Raw genomic sequence first — 19743 nt, forward strand, 5'->3', positions numbered from 1 at the left:
CGCCGGACGAGGTTCGACGACGCTCGGGACGAGGTTGACGGCGCTCGCGGTTGGACGCGGGAAGAACGGTACATTGCGCCCATGTCCTCCACCTCGCGGCCGGACGATCGCCTCGCGTCCGTGTTCCGCTTCGCCAGCGAGCTGATCGCCTGGGTCGCCACGCCGTGGGCCATCGCCTCGTGGTCCCTGCCGCTGGCCGTCCTGTCGGTCGTGGTGCTGATCGGGCTGCCGACGCTGCTGTCCACTCCCGGCGACAAGCGGAACGTCATCGTCGCGGTGCCCGGGCCGGTGACGATCGCGCTGGTTCTCGTGCAGCTCGTGGCGGCGGTGGTGGCCGCGTGGGCGGCCTGGCCCCCGATCGCCGCCGTGCCGGTGACCGTGCTTGCCGCGATCACCGTCCTGCTCGAACTGCCACGCTGGCGGTGGCTCGCCTCCCGGTGAGGAGTTCCCCGCGGAGCGGATTCCGTCGCATGGCGGCCGCGCCGGCCGGCGATCGTGGCGGCGGATCGTCGCGTACCGTCCGCGCCCGACGCTGTCGATTCACGTGTGGACTCGCCCTACGGCAGCGGGACGAGATTTCCGCGTTCGCTCAGCGGTTCGCTCTCCGGCCTACCGGCTGACGCGGGAGTGCCGTGTCCCCCGGGCTGGCCGGATTGTCTACCAGTGCGGGTCGAAAAGCACGATCGCGATCGACTCCAGCAGCCCGTCGCGTATCCGCGTCAGCACCCACACCACTATCGCGGCGAACGCGGTGCTGACGATGAGCGTCACCAAGAGCAGCGTCAGAAGAGATCGCCATGTGGGCCGGGGCCGACGCTGAATGACCATGCCACCAGCTAAGCAGGTGATCGACAGTAACACCAGATTCGTCGGCATTCGCCGCAATTCGGTACAAATCATGAAAGCGTAATTTAGAATCGGCCGGCCGGAAAAGACCGCTTCCGACGTCGGGCAGAAAGGCCCGCGTGCGGTGGGGTGCACGAGATCCGCTCGGCATTCTGCGGGTGATCGTGCTCATCCGGCCGGCCCGCCGGCGTCGCGCCCCGATTCGCGCAGCCACCAGAGCAAAGCGGCCGAGACCAGGCAGGCGGCGGTGAACCACAACGGGGAGACGGTCGGCCTCGAAAAGGTCATGATCATCCCGTACAGGCCAGAGGCATCCGGCCGGCTGAGAACCCAACCGCCAGGGAGGCCGAGACCGTGCCGGTCGACCAGGGCCACGGCGGCGAACCCGCCGAGCGCGGTGAGGAGCAGGCCGCTCATGGCCACCCGGAACGCGGCTCGCCGATGCAGGGCGACGAGCACCAGTACGACCAGGCCGCCGAGACCGACGAACAGTTCGAGACCTTGCCAGAGCGCCGAGGACACACCATTCACTGGATCACTCAGGTCGCGGGGGAGCCGCTCGAGCGACACGTGCGGAGTGATCCATGCCGGATGACGGTTGGCCAGCGGCGGAAGGAGCAGGACCAGGCACGCGCTGACGCGGGCCGCCACCGCGAGCCCGGCTCTCCGGTCGGTCGGCAGAACGTAGGGGGCAGGCTCAGCGGGCGTGCGGGCGAGCTCGTGAGCGGATCGTGTCAGCCAGATCACGAAGAGGGCGTCGGCGGCCGACGTGGCCTCGTCGTAGACGTCGTGAAGGCCACCGGCCTCGCTCAGCGCCATGCCCCCGACGAGGAGCGCGTCCGGCACCACCACGGCAGCGATGCCGTACCACACGGTCGTGCGCCCCCAGCGGCCGTCCCGCCACTGGGCCACCAGCACCAGCACGGACCACACCAGGGCGCCGACGTCGGCGAAACCCCGGATCGCCGCCGCTCGCTCCGCTTCGCGCCAGTCGAGCAGGTCGAACACCTCGGTCGCCGCCAGGCTCACCTGGGCCAGCAGACCGGCGCCCAGGGCAAGGTCGGCGTGGCGTAAGGTGCGGCGCAGCACCGGGTGGAACAGCACCACGACCGCCGACATCAGGAGCGCGTCGAGCACCACCGCCCACCACGGCCAGCTCGGCATGACGGCGTAGAACGCCCAGAACGCCACTGTCGCGTATAGAGCCCTACGCAGCGGGCGGGTTTCGCGGTCGGCCGAGCGGGCCCTCCCGTACGGCAGGCCCCGCAGCGCCTGCCACAGCGCCCAGGCCCACAGTCCACCCGCCAGGGAGAGAACGAGCACGGCCGGCCACGTGGCCGCGGCGTCCTCGTCCGCGTCGAGGAACAGCGCCAGCCGCCACAAAGGGCCGAGACCGCCACCGGTCAGTGCGAGCACGGCGGCGACCACCAGCGCCGCACATATCCACCGGTCACGAGCGCGGCGGGAAGACTCCACCGATAACGGTGCACGCGTCACATCCAGGAAGTCGAGCAGGGGGTGAGGCGCTTACCCTAGCGACTCCTGCTCGCGGCATTCGACGAAGTGAAACCGGACGCATTTGGCCGTCACTGATGACCGCAATGGTCCAGGTACCAGCAGCCTCCGGCAAGGTCCTCACATGCCGCTGACCGCTCGGCCCACTGCATGCGCGAAGGTCGTACGCCGGGTCGAGCGCGCCCGGGCGCGGCGAGCTTGCCGCCCGCTGCTCGGCGGCAGGCGGGTCAGTCGTCGAACTCGAAACCGTCCGCCTCGGCGGCCGTGACGAGCCGCCGCATGCGGTCGGCGTCAGCCGCGATGGCCGCCATCCGGGTGCCCAGTTCCTCCAGTGCCCCGCGGTCTCCTCCGTACGCGCAGAACATGTCGCCTTCGGGGTTGTAGGAGAACCGGCCTTCCAAACCGGAGGCCTCGGTGCTGACGAGCAGTTGCGCGACGCCTTCCCAGAAATATCCGTTCGGCGTGTGAGCGAGCTCCTCGATCACGTCGTCGACCTGCGTGGTTCCCACGTCCAGCAACAGCGAGTACTCTCCCGGAGCCGACTCGATCAGCCTCAATGGATGCATCGGGGCATGCTGCCACTTGTGATGCCAAGCCACAAGGCATGCCCGTCGACCACGTACTCTTCTGGCCCTGAGCGCCGTGTTCGTAATCGGGGTGAATTGGCGCGGAAGAACCGGACGAGATACGAGATGGGGTGGGAGTGCGCCTGTCGGAGCGGACCTGGTCGACCATGATCAGCAATGTCCGCCTTGGCCGCGACGAGTACCGAGTGGTCCGGCCGGCTCGGGCGGTGTAGCACGCGATGCTGTACGAAGGCCGGCTCGGCGCGGAGCTCAGCGTGGACAAGCAGGCGGCCGTGGTGCTCGCGATGGCCTGGGGGCTGGCCGCCCGCTCCCCGCACAGCTTGATCTACCTGCCGCTGCGTACGGCCCGCCCGGCTGACTCGGCCAACCAGGAGCGGCTGCTGGATCTGGTCCTGCTGCATCATCGCCTGGCGTTTCCGGTTTCCCGCTGGAAACAGGTCCGCGCCCGATTGGGACCGGGTAGGCCGCACGGCGTGAGACTTCCGTCGCAGGCGTTTCGGCAGCGCCCGGATGTTGATCAGCGACGGTGGACTCATCAGGGCTTTTGTGATCATCTCCGCTGGGACATCGCCGCGGACACCCTCTTCCTGGTCGGCAGCCGAGAGGCGTTCGAACTGGAGGCGGACCCGGTGCGTGCCCTGGCGGAAGATTGTCCGGGGCATCTCGCGGAGAGTCCCGATGCGCATTGCTGCGCTGAGATCAACCTGGGCCGGATGCGGATGGGGTACCCAGACCGCCGCCGCCCGTGGGCGGAGCTACACATCGAGTACTGCCGGCACCATCGATAGCAGCGATGCCGGTCCTCATTCGCCGCCGATGACATGTGAACCGACCCGCTTGTCCGAGTTCACTTGGTGAGGCCCACGCAGGCGGAAACGGGCATGGCAAGCGATTGCGCGGTGGTCACCTCATGGTCGAGAGCCGCTTCACCGTCGGCTGAGAATGCTTTTGGCGGCGAGGGAACGGCATACGGCTGCTCATGCCGATGAGCCCATACTTCGGATCACATAGGTGTGTCATGATCGAACGCGATGAGCGCTGGAGGGGACCCCGATCCCCGTTTGAGTGAGGCTCGCCGGCACCACCTGGATCAGGTGAACGGTGTGCTTCGTCGCCCTGGCATGTACGGCAGGGATGAGATGGCGGAACGGCTCCTGCTGGAGGCGATGGCCGCCGTGGACGGGAGCCTGACGCGGTGGCAGGCGGAGTGCGATCGACTACGCGAACGCGAGGCTTTCACCGCGACGGGCGTCAAAGGCGCTTACAGCGACATCCTTCCCCCCGACGCCTTGCGTGAGGCCACGGCCTCCATCTATGCCGAGATCGCTCATCGTCTCGGCTGGCTGGAGCCGGATCGGGCGCTGTCGGCGGCGGAGTTCCAGCAGTTGAGCGCCGACATCGGCGGGTGGGTGACGCAGGACCGCACGCTGTCGGAGGTCGTCGAGACGTTCGGGCCCCCGTCGCTGTGGATCGGCGGAACCAACCCGTTCTACTCCAAGACCCTTGCCTACGTCACCGCCGATCGCGACGACGACCTGAAGTGCTTTCACCTGTGGAACGCCTTCGCGGACACCGCGCCCGAGACCGGGTTGCGGGGCGTCCACCCCGAACCGGTGGTGCTCGCCGTACGCCATCGGCCGGGCCCTTTTCCCGGCGCCTTCTCGTTCACGCCGGAGGGCCTGCGCCGCAGGCCCGGCGCCGACCAGTGCAGTCCGCTCAGGCCGGCCGTCTGGATCTTCCACGGTGACCACGCCCGATACGCCTCCGGCGTGTTCGACACGCTGGACGCCGGACTCGCCTGGGCAGCCGAGCACCAGGTGACCGGGATCCTGGCCGAGTACCCGTACGGCGGCGCCTACGACGTCGCGGTCAGCGAAGGCCGCTTCACACCCTCGAAAGCGCATCACGGCACCGCCGATCACGTCGCCGCCTTCAGCCCGGGGTTACGTCATATCCACCTGACCGGCGGCCGCCCAGGCCAATAGACGTCCGCTTCATGCCGCTGACCGACCCTGCCGGCGGCGAACCCGGCATTGGCTCAAGTGAAGCGATCCGGGTTGGAGGAGGCTTTGATGCGTCTCGCTCAATCGGAGACCAGTCCCCGCCGCGCCCGCGCTCACTGAACAGCAATTGAGATATGCGACGATGAATCATGATGTCCAGAATGCGAGCGGGTTGGGATCCTCTGGCGGTGATCACGGCCCTGATCGTTCTGGTCATAATGGGCCTGTACCTTGGATTCGTCGCTCAGCAGGACGGTCAGGTGCTTGCCTGGTTCCTCGGCGCACTGGCCTCGGGTGCACTTCTTGCGTTCTACGGCGCAGTCCGTACGGCGCTCTGGCGGGGACTGGCGCTAACGGTGGCGGGCGTAATCCTGATGGTGGCCGGAATCCTCGGCATTCTCTCCATCGGCCTTCCGATCCTCGGCGCGGGTGTGCTGGCCTTGGTCGCTGCTGCGCGTGCACGGCAAGATCGACTATAAGTGCGAACGCGGCGCATCCGCCGCGACGGGCGCCACGGGCGCCACGGGCGCCACAGCCTTCCACCACCACGGGCGACGGGAGTCTCGAACGGTGTGGCGGTGGCGACACGGCTGCAGGAAGTCTGCCTGAAATTTACAGCGGTGTCCGTCACGGACCAGCGGTCCGAGCAAATCGCCTCCCTTTCTGTTGACGCACTCCCGCCTCCTCTTTAGCGTGAGGCCTCCGTGGGTGATCGGCATTTTTTGTTATCGCTAACAGTGTGCACAAGTGAAAGTTGACCCAGCAATTCAGATCTAGTGATGGGACATTTCATGGCACTGAGCATGGCGTCTGATGGTTACTCATCAGGACCATCGCGGAACATCCGGTCGTTGCGCCGATTGCTGATCGCCCTTGTGGTGACCGCGCTCACCGCAGTGGCAGCCCTCGTCCCCGCGCCGTCGGCCAATGCCGCCACCAGCCAATTCCGAGGCATGAACTGGGCCGTGCTGGGCGACAACTTCAGCACCGGCACGCTCGTCCTGCAGGGCCTGAGCCAGTCCGACAGCAACGCGACAGTACGGGCCAAGGCCAACTCGCTCTACGACTACATGGAATACATCATGGGGGTCAACACCGTCCGGCTGCCCATCAACACCCACACGGTGGCCAACACGACCTGGTGGAACTCCTACCGCGGCGCCATCGACGCCGCCACCGACCGTGGATTCAAGGTCATCCTGGCCTATTGGGAGGACGGCGCAGCCTCCGGCGGCAGGATCACGAACCTCGCCGCATGGAACGCGATGTGGTCCAGCGTGATCAGCACGTACGGCTCGAACGGCAACGTCTACTTCGAGCCGATGAACGAGCCGCACGGCTACTCATCGGCGGAGTGGCGCAACGTAGCGGCGAACTGGCTCAGCACTCACACCGCGGCGGTGCCCGGCCGGGTGCTCATCGGCGGCACCGGCTTCAGCCAGGACCTCCGGGACATCTGCAACGACAGCCGCTTCAACTCGACGCTGCTGTCCTTCCACTACTACGCCTTCTTCTACAGCGCGATGACCTACGACGCCTTCCGAAGCCACATCCAGACGCTTCTGGGCAACTGCGCCTCCCGCGCGGTCGCGACGGAATACGGCGCGCCGATGTCCACCGGCCTCAACTACGCCGACCCGAACAGCACCGACAACTTCGTGCGGTACCTCCGCGCCATGGCCCAGGTGATGCGCGACAACCAGATGGGTGGCACCTACTGGCCCGCCCTCGGCGGCAAGATAACCGCAGGCCTCGGCTACGACCACTACTCGATGTGGGCCCTCGGCGGCAGCGGCACCAACCTCACCTTGGCCGTCCGCAACCAATCCGGCGCCGACCGGGTCCGCTACGGCTGGGGCGACACCGTCGGCGACTCCACCCCTTCGCCGCAGCCGGAAACGTTCTACAGGCTCAACGTGCGCCACAGCGGCAAGGCCATGGACGTCCAACAGGCGAGCACCAACAACAGCGCGCGCGTCGACCAGTACACCTACGGCGGCAACCCATGGCAGCAGTGGCAGTTCCAGGACGCCGGCAGCGGCTACTGGCGCATCGTCAGCCGCCACAGCGGGAAGTGTCTCGATGTGGTGGGCGCTTCGACCGCCGACGGTGCCGAGCTCATCCAGTACACCTGTGGCACCGGCGCCAACCAGCAGTTCCAGATGGTCGCCAACGGCGGCTACTTCCAGCTCCGGGCACGACACAGCGGCAAATGCGTGGACGTACCGGCCGCATCGACCGCGGACGGCGTGATCCTCAAGCAGTATTCGTGCAACACCGGCGCCAACCAGCAGTGGTCGCGCACGGCCGTCTAACGGTCGTCTCGACGTAACCGCGGATCCGCGGTACATCCATCCATCCCCGGTGCCGGTCTCGTGCTGTGCGCTCGGTGCCGGGGATCCGGATGCGGCGTTGCGCGGTCGGTCCGAGGTGCGGTGTCGGTCCTGCCACCGGTCCGTCTCCCCGGGCCGCCGTCCCGAATCGGACGTGCGATTCTCACCACCGCACGGCGGAGTGAGTCCTCTTCGAAGAGCAGTGGTCCGCTACGGCCGGTGGCCACAGAACCCAATCGTCGCGGGCCGGGCTCCGCGACGCTCTGGAGGCGCTGCCTCCCGAGTCTCCGGCCACCCAGCCGTGAGAGCTACCGGTCGGGTCTCAGCACTGCCACGGTGCTGACGTAAGCGAGCCGTCGGCCGGATGTCAGCCAGCTGACGGAGGCTGTCGGCACGGCGGCCGAGCCATTCTCGTGGAGACATCGAATCCCGGTACCCGGGCGAGACCACGAGGAGCGGACCATGAACACCATCGCGCGGCACTGGATCAACGGACAGTGGACCGGCTCCGGCTCGGTTCTGGAATCGATCAACCCGGCCGACGGCACCGTCGTCGGCTCGTTCTACGACGGTGGCGAAGCAGAGGCCTCGGCCGCCGTGGACGCCGCCGCCGCCGCGTTCGCGACCACCGAATGGGCGCGCACTCCCTCGCTCCGGGCGACCGCACTCAGCCGGCTGGCCGACGCCCTCGAGGCCCGGGTACCCGAGGTTGCGGCCATGTTGTCCCGGGAGAACGGCAAGCTGCTGGGTGAGACCACGTGGGAGGTCAGCGGTGCAGCCGGGTGGCTGCGGTACGCGGCGGCCTCTGTGCGCACCCAGACCGCCGGGCGCGCCGCCGAGACGGCACCCGGCCAGTACACCCACTCGGTGCCCGAGCCGCTCGGTGTCGCCGGGATCATTTCTCCCTGGAACTCCCCCATCATGCTGACCGTGCGGGCACTGGGCCCGGCGCTGGCCGCCGGCTGCACCGTCGTGGTCAAACTTCCGGCTCAGACGGCACTGACCAATGAGCTTTTCGCGCAGGTTCTGGCCTCGGTCCCGGAGATCCCGGCGGGAGTGGTCAGCGTGTTCACCGAGTCCGGCAACACCGGGGCCCCGTTCCTGGTCTCCTCGGACAAGGTCGACGTGATCAACTACACCGGCAGTACGCCGGTCGGGCGCCATATCGCGGCCGCGGCCTCCACCACACTCAAGCGGCTCGGTCTGGAACTGGGCGGCAAGGCGCCCATGGTGATCTTTCCCGACGCCGATCTGGACATGGTGATCCCCACGGTGGTGCAGTCGCTGGTGCTGATGAACGGGCAGTTCTGCTGCACCGGCTCCCGTGTACTGGTTCACCGGGACATCGCCGACCAGGTGCGCACTCGCCTTACCGCCGCGCTCGCGCAGGTGCGGCTCGGGTCGGGCGACGACGAGAAGGCCCAGCTCGGCCCGGTGATCGACCGGGCGTCCGCCCAGCGGGTGGACGCGATCGTCGAGGAAGCCGCCTCGTACGGCACGGTACTGCTGCGCGGCGGTGTGGTCACCGACGGCCCGCTGGCCGCCGGCGCGTTCTACCGGCCGAGCCTGATCGAGGTGGACCGCACCGACGTCCGGATCGTGCAGGAAGAGGTCTTCGGTCCGGTCCAGACGTTCGAGGTCTTCGACGACGAGGACGACGCCGTGGCCAAGGCGAACGCCACCATCTACGGCCTGGCCGCCTCGGTGTTCAGCTCGGACTCGATGAAGGCCCGCCGGATCGCCCGGCGCATCCGCACCGGCACGGTATGGATCAATACCTGGGGAGCCATCAGCGAGGACTTCGAGGAGGGCGGCGTCAAGGGAAGCGGTTACGGCTACCTGTGCGGCCCGCGCGCGATCGAGGAGTTCCAGGCCCTCAAGGTGTACGTGGAGCAGGACCACACCCAGTCCGCTCACTGATCAGATCATGACCTGGCCCGTCGCCCACCTGGGCGCCGGGCCGTCCCCTGCACGGGAAGGTCGCACCAGGCGTCGATTCTGATCACCGGAGCGCGACCTGCCCGCTCTGGCCGAGACCCAGCGACTCGCGGCCGAAGTGGCGGCACGGCACGATCGCCTCGACGTGCTGGTCGACAAGGCGGGTGTGGGCTTCACCTGGAACGGCACCATCCGAAGCATGTCAGCGGACGGATACCAGCAGCGGCTGGCGGTGAACCATCTGAGCCCTGTGCCGCTCACCCGGCAACTGCTGCCGCTGTTGCGCGCGGGCAGCCCATCACGCAGCGCCACCATCGCCTCGGTCGCGCAGGAACCGATGGAATCAAAGCGATACGCAGCATTTCGATTTGGAGTGGTCCATGAACCAGAGAATTGTGTCTCATGCCTACAGTGCCGACGATCCTGGACTGCCAAGCCCACCGGCAGTGACAGACATCCGGCACACGCTCCGGGAGCAGAGCCGGAACGCGTCCGCGAACGCCGAACCCCGGCTCGGCCCCACCGTTCCGGCCGCCGTCCGGCGTTGGAAGCTGTGGCTCCTCACCGTGTGCGGTATCTACCCCACCATCGTCCTGCTGGGCCTGGCCACGAACCCGGTTCTGGAGGATCTGTACCTGCCGGTGCGACTCGCTGTACTCGTCCCGGCGGCGGCAGCAGCGATGGTCTGGCAGATCAATCCCCGACTGCAGCGGCATTTCGGAGCTTGGCTCACCAGATGACAAGCAGCCCGGCTCCGCCGCCGGTGCGCTCCGCGGCGCCCGCACACCAAATACCACTGCGCAGCCTCACGGCGCGAGGCCGCGACGAGACCCACCGCGTCGTCTCACTGGAGCTCTTCTTCGACCTGTGCTTCGTCGTGGCCATAGCCCAGGCATGCGCCCAGTTGGTGCACGCCATAGTCGAGGGACACACGGGCGAGGGGATCCTCAACTATTTGATGATCTTCTTCGCCATCTGGTGGGCGTGGATGAACTTCACGTGGTTCGCCTCGGCTTACTACAACGACGACGTGCTGTACCGGATCGTCACGCTGATCCAGATAGCCGGCGTGCTCGTCCTGACGGCAGGCGTCTCCCAAGCGTTCGAGGAACACGCGTACCTGGTCGTCATTTTGGGCTATGTGATCATGCGGCTCGCCATGACGGCGCAGTGGCTGCGCGTGGCGCGGTCGAGCCAGGGCCCCGAGCGGACGATGGCGCTGCGGTACGCCGTCGGGCTGTGCCAGATCGGCTGGCTGGGACTACTGGCCCTGCCGGAGGCCGGCCGCCCGTGGCTCTTCCTGGTGATGACGCTGCTGGAGATGGCCGTACCGCTGTATGCGGAGCGGGCCCACCCCACGCCGTGGCACCCCCACCACATCGCCGAACGGTATGGGCTGCTCACGCTCATCGTGCTCGGCGAGACCATCGCGGCGGCGACCGTCGCCGTGAAGTCGGGGATCGACGAACACAAGGCCCTGGGTGAGTTGCTGCCCATCGCCGCCGGCGGACTGCTGATCATCTTCGCCGCCTGGTGGGTGTACTTCGCGGTCCCCATCCACGGGCACCTCCGGTCCAACCGGCAGTCCTTCCTCTGGGGTTACGGCCATTACCTGATCTTCGTCTCGGGTGCCGCGATCGGGGCCGGCCTGGAGGTGGCGGTGGAGCATGCGGTGGGCAAGGCGCACCTCTCGGCGCTGTCGGCGTCGGCTGCGGTGACGCTGCCGACAGCGCTGTTCCTGCTCACGGTGTGGGCGCTGCACTCGCGCTTCTACAAGGTGGGGATCGCCCAGCAGTCGGTGCTGCCGGCCACGGCGCTGCTGGTGGTCGTCTGTACGTTCCTGGGTCACTGGGCGGTGCTCGCGGCGGGGCTGGTGGCGGCGCTGGCGGTGGCAGCCGGGGTGACGCTGACGGCGCTCGGGGCGAGCCCGGTGCGCGGGAGGGGCGAGGAAAGCGTCGCGGTGCCAGTTCTGTGAGGGAACCCTCGCCGCCGCGGGAACCTGGCCGGCACGGCGTACGACGGCGCCCGTACCGTGCGCCCGGTGCACCTGCTCAACGACGGCGACACGTTGTTCACGCCGGCTACGGGGACGCACCCGCTCGGCACCGCGAACCCGCTGGCCTTGGACGACGTCCTTACGGCGGGGCGCGGACGCGGTGACCCACGCGACCGTACGCGCTGTGGGCACCGCCGAGTGGGTCGCGCACTCATCGACGGAGCCGAGACCACCAAGGTCCTCGACGCCGCTCAGGCCGCCAACGTCGACGCCACCCACATCACCGTCATCAGCCGACCCAAGGGCTCCCCGGGACGGCTGACATCGAGGACCTGTTCTCCACCAAGGACTACCTCTGGCCACACAACAGGGCCACGTCACCATCAACGAGGCAAACCTGATCGCTACCGACAAGCCCTTCCCGATTCTCGGGCGCATCGGGATCGCCCGGGAGAAGCAGAACAAGCCCCGGGACTTCGACCACGTCGGCCCCGCACACCAGCTCGCCCGCGACAAGGAAGCCTTCTTCGAGCAGGTCGACAACGAGACCCTCGACCGCTTCGAGACGGTCTTCAAGAAGCTCACGGCCTGAACCTGCAGGCAGCACGAAACCTTGGGATTCTGCATGACGGCCCGGGGTCTCGCGCGTGCATGGATGCGTCCAGATGGGTGACCGCCTGCGGACTACCGGCGCGATGTCCACGCACCCAGTTTCACGACCACCGGTTCTGTCTCGCCGTCGACCGTGATCTGTTCGCTGTGGCCGCGGGCCCCTACGCCGCACGTACGGCGTCGGCGTCGTCGTGTTCCTGGTCTTCGCCGTCGTCCGCGCCGCCGGTGCCGGCGCCGATGATCCGTCCGTCTTCGTCGCGTCGGACGTGGATCTTGCGCTGTCCGCTGGTGTGGGCGTGGGAGGCGAGCTGCTCGACGAGTCGTTCATCATGACTGCGCAGGCCTCTGGAGGACGGCGACGAGGGGGCGGTAGCCGGCGGAGGCAACCGTGTCGGCCGGGTCTTTGCCGGGCGGGAGGAAGACCGGCACGATGATCCGCGCGACCTTGGTGCTGTCGTTGCGGTGGGGCTGCAGTGCCCGACGGGTGTTCTGCATGATCTTCGTTGGGGAGCTGCGGGTGTCGGCGAAGCAGATGACTTCAGGCTCCGTTTGCCGGTGGGTGCAATACTTGCTGGTCAGGTGCGTGGCTAGTGTTTCGACTGCTTCGCGAGGCAGGACGAGGGACGCGGCGGATGTGGGCGAAGTCAGGGACAGGCATGGGCGTCGGCCCGACCGGGCTGATCGGCCGGGAGGGCGAGCTCGCCGAGCTCGCGGCGTTCCTGGACATGGCCGGGACGGACGGAGCCGTCCTGCTGCTCACCGGTGATCCGGGCGTGGGGAAGACGGCCCTCCTGGACGCGACCGCCGAGCTGGCGGTGGCGAAGGGAGTGCGGGTCGTCCGCGGGAGCGGTGTCGAGTACGAGACGGACATCAGCTTCGCGGGGCTCCATCAGCTCGTCGGCTCGCTGCCGGACGAGCTCGGTCGTCTGCCGCGTTCCATGCGGGAGGCCCTCGAGGTCGCCCTCGGTCTCGGAGCCGGTCCCGCGCCGAGCCGGATCGCCGTCCTGAACGCGGCACTGTCCCTGTTCGACGAGGCCGCGAAGGAGCGGCCGTTGCTCCTCGTGGTCGATGACCTTCATGTCGTCGACCAGGCGAGCCGGGCTGCGGTGGGTTTCGTCGCCAGAAGACTGGGGGGCCGCCGCATCGGGCTGCTCGCAGCGCAGCGGGCGGAGTCCGGCGAATCCTTCCGGTCCATCGGTCTGTCGGAGCTCGAGGTCGCGCCGCTAAGTGACGCGGACGCCCTGCGGCTGCTGTCCCGGCGCTTTGCTCACCTTCCCCGCCGGGTTCTTTCGACCGTGGCGCACGAGGCGCAGGGAAATCCCCTGGCGCTGCTCGAGTTCGCCGGGTCCACCGGGGTGTCCGGCGACCAACACGGCCAAGGGGCGGGGTGGGCGAGCGGCCCGGGGCGGGATGTCCGCGCTCTGTACGGCGCCCGCGTCGGACGACTGCCGCGGGGAACGCGCGAGGTACTGCTGCTCGCGGCTCTTGAGGGCTCCGGCGACATCGGCGTCCTCGAGGCGGCCGGCGGCCCGGGCAGCCTTGAGGAACTCGCTCCCGCGGAGCGTGACCACCTGGTCATGGTCGCGGAGAACGGCCGCGCGGTGCGCTTCAGGCATCCGTTGGTGAGGACCGCGGTGGTCGACGGTTCCACCGGTGAACAGCGGCGTCGCGCCCACCGCCGGCTGGCCGACGCGCTGGCCAACCAGCCCGAGCGGCGCGGTGATCACCTCGCGAGAGCCACGACGGCGCCCGACGAGGCGGTCGCCGCCGTCGTGGAGTCGGCGGCCCGGAGCAGCCTGCGGCGCGGTGACGCTGACGGCGCGATCGCGAGATTGCGGCGCGCGGCCGAGCTGAGCCCTGACCGAGCGGACCGCAGGCACCGCCTGTCGCAGGCCGCCTATGCCGCCGCCTGGGTCGCGGGCCATCTGGAGGTCAGCCACGAGATCATGCGTGAGGTCGAGGGCGATCCGGCGGCCCGGTCGCTCTCGGCGGCCGCGACGGCCGGCTTCCTGGTGCTCGTCACGGAAGGCGACGCCCATACGGCCCATGCACTTCTGGTGGAGGCGGTCGAGCAGGCCCCGGTGATGCCCGGAGTGTCGCGTGAGGAGCTGGAGACCGCGCTGTTCACCCTCACCCTCGCCAGCCAGTACTCGGGCCGGCCCGAGCACTGGCAGCCTCTGGTCGACGTGCTCGCCCGGTTCCCGGAGGCGGCGCCCGCCGCCGCGGCGTCGCTGGGGCGCGTCCACCACGACCTCGGCTCCGTCACCGACGGCATGCTGCGCCGCCTGGACGAGGAGATCGCGCGGCTGAGGGACCAGAGTGACGCCGACGTGGTCATCCGCACCGCCCTGACCGCCTCGTACCTCGACCGGCTTCCGGGCTGTCGCGAGGCCGTGTCCCGGGTCATCCGCGACGGCGGCGCGGTGGGGTCGAGCATGCCGGCCCTGATGTTCGTCGCCCTGGACGACCTGTACGCCGGCCGGTGGCAGGCGTCGGCCGGCGCCGCGGACGAGCTCATCGCACTGTCCGAGGAGATGGGGTACCACCTGTTCGCCCAGGTGGGGCACTATGTCGCTGCGATGGCCGCGGCCCAGCGCGGCGCCCTCGACGCGTGCCGGGAGCACTGCGAGGACATCTGGGGGTGGTCGGGTCCCAGGGGTCTGCGGCGGCTGGAGAACTGCGCCCACCAGGCGGCGGCCCGGGCGGCCCTCGGCGCCGCCGACTTCGAGACGGCGTTCCGGCACGCCACGGCGATCTGCGCCCCGGGTGTGCTGCCGCCGTTCAACCCCGAGGCCGTGTGGTCCGCGCCGGACCTCGTCGAGGCCGCCGTGCGCTCCGGGCGGCACGCGGAGGCGCGACGGCACGCGGACGCGCTGCGCGACGCCGGTGTCGCTCACCTCTCGTCGCGGTTCGCGCTGAGCGCTGCCATGGTCACGGCGATGACATCGGCTGCCGAGGACATGGTCAGGCGCTTCGAGGAGGCACTCGGGTTGCCGGGCGTCGAGCAGTGGCCCTTCGAGGTCGGCCGTGTTCATCTGGTGTACGGCGAGGAGCTGCGCCGTCAGGGGCTCAACCGCGAGGCCCGGGTGCAGCTGGCCGCCGCCCGCGGCCGCTTCGAGGAGCTCGGGGCCCGTTCGTGGGAGGCCCGGGCCGCGGCGGAGCTCCGCGCCACCGGGATGACGCGGGCCGGCCGGGGCAAGGCTGGTGAGGCCCTCACACCGCAGGAGCTGCAGGTCGCCAGGCTGGCGGCGACGGGGCTGTCGAACCCGCAGATCGCGTCGCGTCTGTTCCTTTCGCCGCGGACCGTGTCGTCGCATCTCTACCGTGTGTTCCCGAAGCTGGGGATCACGTCGCGGGCCGGGCTCCGCGACGCTCTGGAGGCGCTGCCTCCCGAGTCTCCGGCCACCCAGCCGTGAGAGCTATCGGTCGGGTCTCAGCACTGCCACGGTGCTGACGTAAGCGAGCCGTCGCCGGATGTCAGCCAGCTGACGGAGGCTGTCGGCACGGTGGCCGAGCCATTCTCGTGGAGACATCGAATCCGCCCGGTACCCGGGCGAGACCACGAGGAGCGGACCATGCCGTTCGTCACCACCGGCGACGGAGTCGAGATCTTCTACAAGGACTGGGGCTCGGGCCGGCCGGTCATGTTCCACCACGGCTGGCCGCTGAGCTCGGACGCCTGGGACGCCCAGTTGCTGTTCCTCGTCCGGCGGGGCTACCGCGTCGTCGCCCACGACCGCCGCGGGCACGGGCGCTCCGCCCAGGTCGGCCACGGGCACGACATGGACCACTACGCGGCGGACGCCGCCGCCGTGGTGGCGCACCTCGGCCTGCGCGACGTCGTCCACGTCGGCCACTGCGCCGGTGGCGGAGAGGTCGCCCGGTACGTCGCCAGGCACGGTGCCGGCCGGGTTGCCAAGGCCGTCCTCATCGCAGCGGTCCCGCCGCTCATGGTCCAAACGGAATCCAACCCCGCAGGGCTGCCGGTGGAGGTCTTCGACGGCTTCCGCGAGGGCGTGGCCACCGACCGCTCCCAGTTCTACCTCGACATCGCCTCCGGGCCGTTCCACGGGTTCAACCGTCCGGGCGCGGACGTCTCCGAGGGCATCATCCAGAACTGGTGGCGCCAGGGGATGGCCGGCAGCGCGCAGGCGCACCACGAGGGGATCGGAGCGTTCTCGGAGACGGACTTCACCGACGACCTCCGGGCGATCGACGTGCCCACGCTCCTCCTGCACGGCGACGACGACCAGATCGTCCCGATCGCCAACTCCGCCCGGTCGGCGGTCACGTTGGTCGAGCACGCGGACCTGAAGGTCTACCCGGGCCTGTCGCACGGCATGTGCAGCGTCAACGCCGACACCGTCAACGCCGACCTCCTCGATTTCATCAAGAGCTGACCCGGCTCGGTACCGACACACAGCCCGTCAGCACGGAACACAACACGGAACAGAACAGGAATCACCATGACCGCAACACCCGCCGGCTACGTGACCGTCGTCTGGGACGCGAAGGCGAAGGCGGGCAGGGAGGACGACCTCAAGGCGTTCATCACCGCCGCCGTCACCCCCTCGCGCAACGACCCCGGCAACATCGACTACGAGGCCCACGAAGTCGAGGGCCGACCCGGCGAGTTCGTCATCTACGAACGCTGGGAGACACGCGCCCACCTCGACGCACACCTCGCCGCGCCCCGGATGCGGGAACTCGTCCCGCAGATGCTCGAGCTGATCGACGGATCCATCGAGGACGGCATCCGCCTGCTGCGCCCGTTCCGCCCCGCCCACTGAAGCAGGACGCCCGCCCGGCGTCGACGCCGACGCCGACGGGACGCACCGCAGCGAACCAATCCCGCGGGTGCTCCCGGTAACCGCTTTCCGGGGAGCACCCGCTCCGACGGCACACACAGGAGAGACACGACATGACCACCACATTGATCACCGGCGGCAACAGGGGCCTCGGCCACGAGATCGCGCGCCGACTCATCCAGGCGGGCCAGACGGTCTGGATCGGAAACCGGGACGCCGGGAAGGGACGCAAGGCCGCCGACCAGCTCGGCGCCGGCTTCGTCCAGATGGACGTGACCGACGACGCGTCGGTCGGCGCGGCGGTCGAGACGCTGCGCGCGCGGGTCGGCCACCTGGACATTCTCGTCAACAACGCCGGGATCCTCGGCGAAGTGACCGCACCCGAGGACATGACGGCCGACCAGATCCGCCACGTCTACGAAACCAACGTCTTCGGCCTGGTGCGCGTCACGCACGCGTTCCTGCCCCTGCTGCGGAAGGCAGCCGCCCCGTCCGTCGTCAACGTCACCAGCGGTATGGGGTCGTTCACGCTGACCCACGACCCGGAGCGGGTCGAGTCGCAGTATCCGCTCGCCGCCTACGGCTCGTCGAAGACCGCGGTCACCATGCTGACCATGCAGTACGCCAGGACGATCCCCGACGTCCGCTTCAACGCGGTGGACCCCGGCCAGACCGCCACCGAGTTCACCGGCTACATCGGGCAGAGCGTCGCGGAGGGCGCGGAGGCGGCGGTGCGTATCGCCACCCTGGGGCCCGACACGCCCACCGGCACGGTGACCGACCGCACCGGCGTACTCCCCTGGTGACGGCGGCAGGCCCCGACCCCGCGACAGTCCTGGCAACCACACCCCACCCGGCGCACCGGTGAGGGCCGACGGGCCCTCACCGAGGGAATCAGGACTCGGTCGCCAAGCCCCTGAGACCACTTCGTCCGGCGCGGGAGGCCGTGTTCTATGAACTGATCTCCTGCGGCGGCATCTATCAGATCCACAAGGTTGTGCAGTCGGAACCGCCCGAGCATTCCTACGCGGGCGGCTGGCGGTCCGGTGAGGCTCGTCTCCGGTGGCATTCGGTCCTGCTGGGCCGAGTTCGCCAGTGCGGTGACCACAAACGTTCACTGGGCTGAGCGACGTTACCCTCGGCAGGGTGGCGGAGAGAGAGTTCACGATCAATTTGACGCAGGATGAGGCCCTGGTGCTCTCTGACTGGCTCGACCGAGTGATCGGCACCGCGGAGTTCGACGACTTGGTTGGCGAGGACCGTGCGGTCTGGTCACCGATACACCTGATCGCCGGGACACTGGAGACCTCACTGGTTGAGGTCTTCATGCCGGACTACAGCGGACGCCTGGATGCTGCCCGGAAGCGGCTCTTGCAGACCCTCGGGGAGCTGGGTCGGTCCGTGGACAAGTCGTAGCGTTACCAAAACGCCTGTCGGCATCGTTCTTCCGGTAAGCCCGGTGAACGTTCGTGGCCACCGCACTAGCGATCGCCTCGTACGCCGTCGTCCCGCCGCGAAGCGGCAGCGGACCGGGGACGGAGGGGCAAGCCCGGCCTCGCGTGTACCTGGCTTCCGGTGACCGGCGGCCCGAGCCGCTGACGTCCGGGACCGGCCGGAGAGCCGCACGCGGACGGCGGGCGGGCGTGGGGCCGCCAGCGGCGGCGCGGAGCGCCGTCGCCCACCGCTCCGCCGCCGGTGACGAGAGGCAGATTCTTGGCGAGAGGAACAGGTCGTGGTCTTCTACTTCGGAATGCCAAGCTTCAAGGACGCGCCGGAACTCACAACCGACGAGATCGAAGCCATGTGTGACACTCTCGTCCGCGTTCATGAGGCCCTGGCCGTGATCGTCTCCCGCGAGCGTGCCCGCCGTGAGGGACTAATGGATGGCGGACGCCTGACCCGTCACGGTCTGAACGCGGCGACGGATCTCTTGGGGATGTCGCTGGTCACCGATGAGAAGTGGCGAGACATCAGCGGAGAGGCAGGTTCGACCGACGGCGGCCTTTCGTCGGCCACAGCAGCACTGCCGTCACGGAGGCCGTCTACCGCAAGCAAATCCGTCGGGTACTTCAGGCAGGGGCCGTGGCCATGGATCACATCTTCGACACCTGATCGTGAATTTCCGCCGATCGAGGGGCCATTCTGATTCCTCTGAATGGCCCCTCGTCTGCGCTTTGTATGATCACGTCAGTGTCCGGACGATTCGATCTCGCAGCCGATCTCGCCGCTGGTGTGCGGGACAAGGACAGTGCTTGGACCTTCATACGGCGCTTCGCGGAAGCCTGGATGACTCCTCTCAGGGATGGAGACGGTTACACCGCGGAGGAGTTGAACGCCGGTGAGCAGCGGTTGGGCCTCAAGCTCCCGGCCGCACTGCGCGAGGCGTACATGCTCTTCGGCAAGCGTGCGGATCTTTGCGGCACTCTGCACTTCCTGCAGCCCCCGGACGAGCTCCGCGTGGACGAAGATAGCGGCCTGCTGCTCTATCAGCACGAGAATCAGGGCGTCTGGGAGCGCTACATACGAGTGGCGGACCTCGACATGGACGATCCGCCTACAGTGCAGTCCTCCGACTGCGATCATGGCGAGCATCAAGGTGGGATCGCGTGGACCGAACGGTTGTCCACTGCCTGTATCGAGATGATGCTCGTCGAATCCGCATGCCTGGATGGCGCTCGGGAGATGTATGGGGAGCTGCTCGAAAACGAAATCGCCGATGTGGAGCGCAGATTCACGCCTTTGGCGCTTCCGCCGCTGCCCATTGGGCATATGGAATGCGCCCCAGCGAGCCGCTGGTACGTCGGGGAGGACGTGATCGTCTCCCTTGACCGGTTCCACTTCATCCCAGATGAGTACGAGCATCTGAGTGGGCCTTGGCATCGGCCATGGAGTCGAGCCGGTCTCAGGATCCATGGACGCACACCTGAGGCCATCGACGCTATGCGTGAGACTCTGCCCCGAGAGTGGTTCCACTGGGAGTGGCCTCGGTTGGGAGATCCGTACCCTCCGAAGCCGTAGTCACTCAGTTAGTCGCTCAGCAATGCAGAAGGCCGGTTCCGATCTTCGGAACCGGCCTCTCAGCTGGTACTACATGGTCGGGGTGGC

19 protein-coding genes and 1 pseudogene are annotated in these 19743 nt (G+C 68.4%); 16 read left to right on the top strand and 4 right to left on the bottom strand.

Translation table 11 applies throughout. The annotated features are described in order from the left end of the window. Window positions 1–81 precede the first annotated feature (81 nt). Window positions 82–441 (top strand): hypothetical protein, encoded by a 360-nt coding sequence (locus AAH991_RS22920; protein WP_346227940.1) that lies wholly within the window; start codon window positions 82–84, stop codon window positions 439–441. A gap of 573 nt (window positions 442–1014) precedes the next feature. On the opposite strand, the gene AAH991_RS22925 is transcribed toward AAH991_RS22920, so the two are convergent. Both AAH991_RS22925 and AAH991_RS22930 read right to left on the bottom strand, forming a co-directional pair. Continuing rightward, window positions 1015–2322, bottom strand: a complete 1308-nt coding sequence (locus tag AAH991_RS22925; protein ID WP_346227941.1) for a hypothetical protein — start codon at window positions 2320–2322, stop codon at window positions 1015–1017. Between the two features lie 266 nt (window positions 2323–2588). Then, entirely contained in the window at window positions 2589–2927 is a 339-nt protein-coding gene (locus tag AAH991_RS22930) for an Imm51 family immunity protein (RefSeq protein ID WP_346227942.1), read from the bottom strand. Window positions 2928–3166: 239 nt separating this feature from the next. Here AAH991_RS22930 and AAH991_RS22935 point away from each other — a divergent pair, with 239 nt between their 5' ends. The 8 genes and pseudogenes from AAH991_RS22935 (at window position 3167) to AAH991_RS22970 (ending at window position 11197) form a co-directional block, all read left to right on the top strand. Next, window positions 3167–3736, top strand: coding sequence for a hypothetical protein (locus AAH991_RS22935; protein WP_346227943.1), 570 nt, complete (start codon window positions 3167–3169; stop codon window positions 3734–3736). Between the two features lie 315 nt (window positions 3737–4051). Beyond that, complete coding sequence (locus AAH991_RS22940) at window positions 4052–4933, top strand: DUF7710 domain-containing protein (protein WP_346227944.1); 882 nt, start codon at window positions 4052–4054, stop codon at window positions 4931–4933. 206 nt (window positions 4934–5139) lie between these two features. After that, window positions 5140–5430 (top strand): hypothetical protein, encoded by a 291-nt coding sequence (locus AAH991_RS22945; protein ID WP_346227945.1) that lies wholly within the window; start codon window positions 5140–5142, stop codon window positions 5428–5430. A 372-nt stretch (window positions 5431–5802) separates the two neighbouring features. Then, entirely contained in the window at window positions 5803–7266 is a 1464-nt protein-coding gene (locus AAH991_RS22950) for an RICIN domain-containing protein (protein WP_346227946.1), read from the top strand. Window positions 7267–7746: 480 nt separating this feature from the next. Continuing rightward, entirely contained in the window at window positions 7747–9204 is a 1458-nt protein-coding gene (locus tag AAH991_RS22955; protein WP_346227947.1) for an aldehyde dehydrogenase family protein, read from the top strand. A gap of 106 nt (window positions 9205–9310) precedes the next feature. Next, a pseudogene (locus AAH991_RS22960) lies at window positions 9311–9586 on the top strand (SDR family NAD(P)-dependent oxidoreductase); the annotation flags it as partial. A gap of 82 nt (window positions 9587–9668) precedes the next feature. Further along, window positions 9669–9962, top strand: coding sequence for a putative antibiotic biosynthesis monooxygenase (locus AAH991_RS22965; RefSeq protein ID WP_346227948.1), 294 nt, complete (start codon window positions 9669–9671; stop codon window positions 9960–9962). Then, complete coding sequence (locus AAH991_RS22970; protein ID WP_507185154.1) at window positions 9908–11197, top strand: low temperature requirement protein A; 1290 nt, start codon at window positions 9908–9910, stop codon at window positions 11195–11197. The genes AAH991_RS22965 and AAH991_RS22970 overlap by 55 nt, the downstream gene beginning before the upstream one ends. Before the next feature lie 370 nt (window positions 11198–11567). Here AAH991_RS22970 and AAH991_RS22975 read toward each other — a convergent pair whose 3' ends face one another. Together AAH991_RS22975 and AAH991_RS22980 are read right to left on the bottom strand one after the other, a co-directional pair. Continuing rightward, the gene (locus tag AAH991_RS22975; RefSeq protein ID WP_346227950.1) at window positions 11568–11921 is read right to left on the bottom strand and encodes a hypothetical protein; all 354 of its coding nucleotides are present in this window, start codon (window positions 11919–11921) and stop codon (window positions 11568–11570) included. Window positions 11922–12157: 236 nt separating this feature from the next. Next, on the bottom strand, window positions 12158–12325 hold the full coding sequence (locus tag AAH991_RS22980) for a hypothetical protein (protein ID WP_346227951.1): 168 nt from the start codon (window positions 12323–12325) through the stop codon (window positions 12158–12160). A gap of 161 nt (window positions 12326–12486) precedes the next feature. Here AAH991_RS22980 and AAH991_RS22985 point away from each other — a divergent pair, with 161 nt between their 5' ends. From AAH991_RS22985 to AAH991_RS23015, 7 genes are all read left to right on the top strand, one after another. Continuing rightward, window positions 12487–15246 carry an ATP-binding protein gene (locus AAH991_RS22985; protein ID WP_346227952.1) on the top strand — a complete coding sequence of 920 codons (2760 nt, stop codon included), beginning with the start codon at window positions 12487–12489 and terminating at the stop codon, window positions 15244–15246. A 159-nt stretch (window positions 15247–15405) separates the two neighbouring features. Continuing rightward, entirely contained in the window at window positions 15406–16230 is an 825-nt protein-coding gene (locus AAH991_RS22990; protein WP_346227953.1) for an alpha/beta fold hydrolase, read from the top strand. Window positions 16231–16296: 66 nt separating this feature from the next. After that, the gene (locus tag AAH991_RS22995) at window positions 16297–16620 is read left to right on the top strand and encodes a putative quinol monooxygenase (protein ID WP_346227954.1); all 324 of its coding nucleotides are present in this window, start codon (window positions 16297–16299) and stop codon (window positions 16618–16620) included. A gap of 131 nt (window positions 16621–16751) precedes the next feature. Then, entirely contained in the window at window positions 16752–17444 is a 693-nt protein-coding gene (locus AAH991_RS23000; protein ID WP_346227955.1) for an SDR family NAD(P)-dependent oxidoreductase, read from the top strand. A gap of 340 nt (window positions 17445–17784) precedes the next feature. Next, window positions 17785–18054, top strand: coding sequence for a hypothetical protein (locus AAH991_RS23005; RefSeq protein ID WP_346227956.1), 270 nt, complete (start codon window positions 17785–17787; stop codon window positions 18052–18054). Window positions 18055–18370: 316 nt separating this feature from the next. Next, complete coding sequence (locus AAH991_RS23010) at window positions 18371–18784, top strand: hypothetical protein (RefSeq protein WP_346227957.1); 414 nt, start codon at window positions 18371–18373, stop codon at window positions 18782–18784. A gap of 44 nt (window positions 18785–18828) precedes the next feature. Continuing rightward, complete coding sequence (locus tag AAH991_RS23015; protein ID WP_346227958.1) at window positions 18829–19656, top strand: SMI1/KNR4 family protein; 828 nt, start codon at window positions 18829–18831, stop codon at window positions 19654–19656. Window positions 19657–19743 lie beyond the last annotated feature (87 nt).

The sequence above is a fragment of the Microbispora sp. ZYX-F-249 genome (assembly GCF_039649665.1).
In the GTDB taxonomy this organism is placed as follows: domain Bacteria; phylum Actinomycetota; class Actinomycetes; order Streptosporangiales; family Streptosporangiaceae; genus Microbispora; species Microbispora maris.

Excerpts from the sequence above, each read along its gene's own strand:
- AAH991_RS22920 (WP_346227940.1), top strand. The coding sequence starts at position 82 with ATGTCCTCCACCTCGCGGCCGGACGATCGCCTCGCGTCCGTGTTCCGC.
- AAH991_RS22930 (WP_346227942.1), bottom strand. The coding sequence starts at position 2,927 with ATGCATCCATTGAGGCTGATCGAGTCGGCTCCGGGAGAGTACTCGCTG.
- AAH991_RS22935 (WP_346227943.1), top strand. The coding sequence starts at position 3,167 with ATGCTGTACGAAGGCCGGCTCGGCGCGGAGCTCAGCGTGGACAAGCAG.
- AAH991_RS22955 (WP_346227947.1), top strand. The coding sequence starts at position 7,747 with ATGAACACCATCGCGCGGCACTGGATCAACGGACAGTGGACCGGCTCC.
- AAH991_RS22980 (WP_346227951.1), bottom strand. The coding sequence starts at position 12,325 with ATGCAGAACACCCGTCGGGCACTGCAGCCCCACCGCAACGACAGCACC.
- AAH991_RS22985 (WP_346227952.1), top strand. The coding sequence starts at position 12,487 with ATGGGCGTCGGCCCGACCGGGCTGATCGGCCGGGAGGGCGAGCTCGCC.
- AAH991_RS22990 (WP_346227953.1), top strand. The coding sequence starts at position 15,406 with ATGCCGTTCGTCACCACCGGCGACGGAGTCGAGATCTTCTACAAGGAC.
- AAH991_RS22995 (WP_346227954.1), top strand. The coding sequence starts at position 16,297 with ATGACCGCAACACCCGCCGGCTACGTGACCGTCGTCTGGGACGCGAAG.
- AAH991_RS23000 (WP_346227955.1), top strand. The coding sequence starts at position 16,752 with ATGACCACCACATTGATCACCGGCGGCAACAGGGGCCTCGGCCACGAG.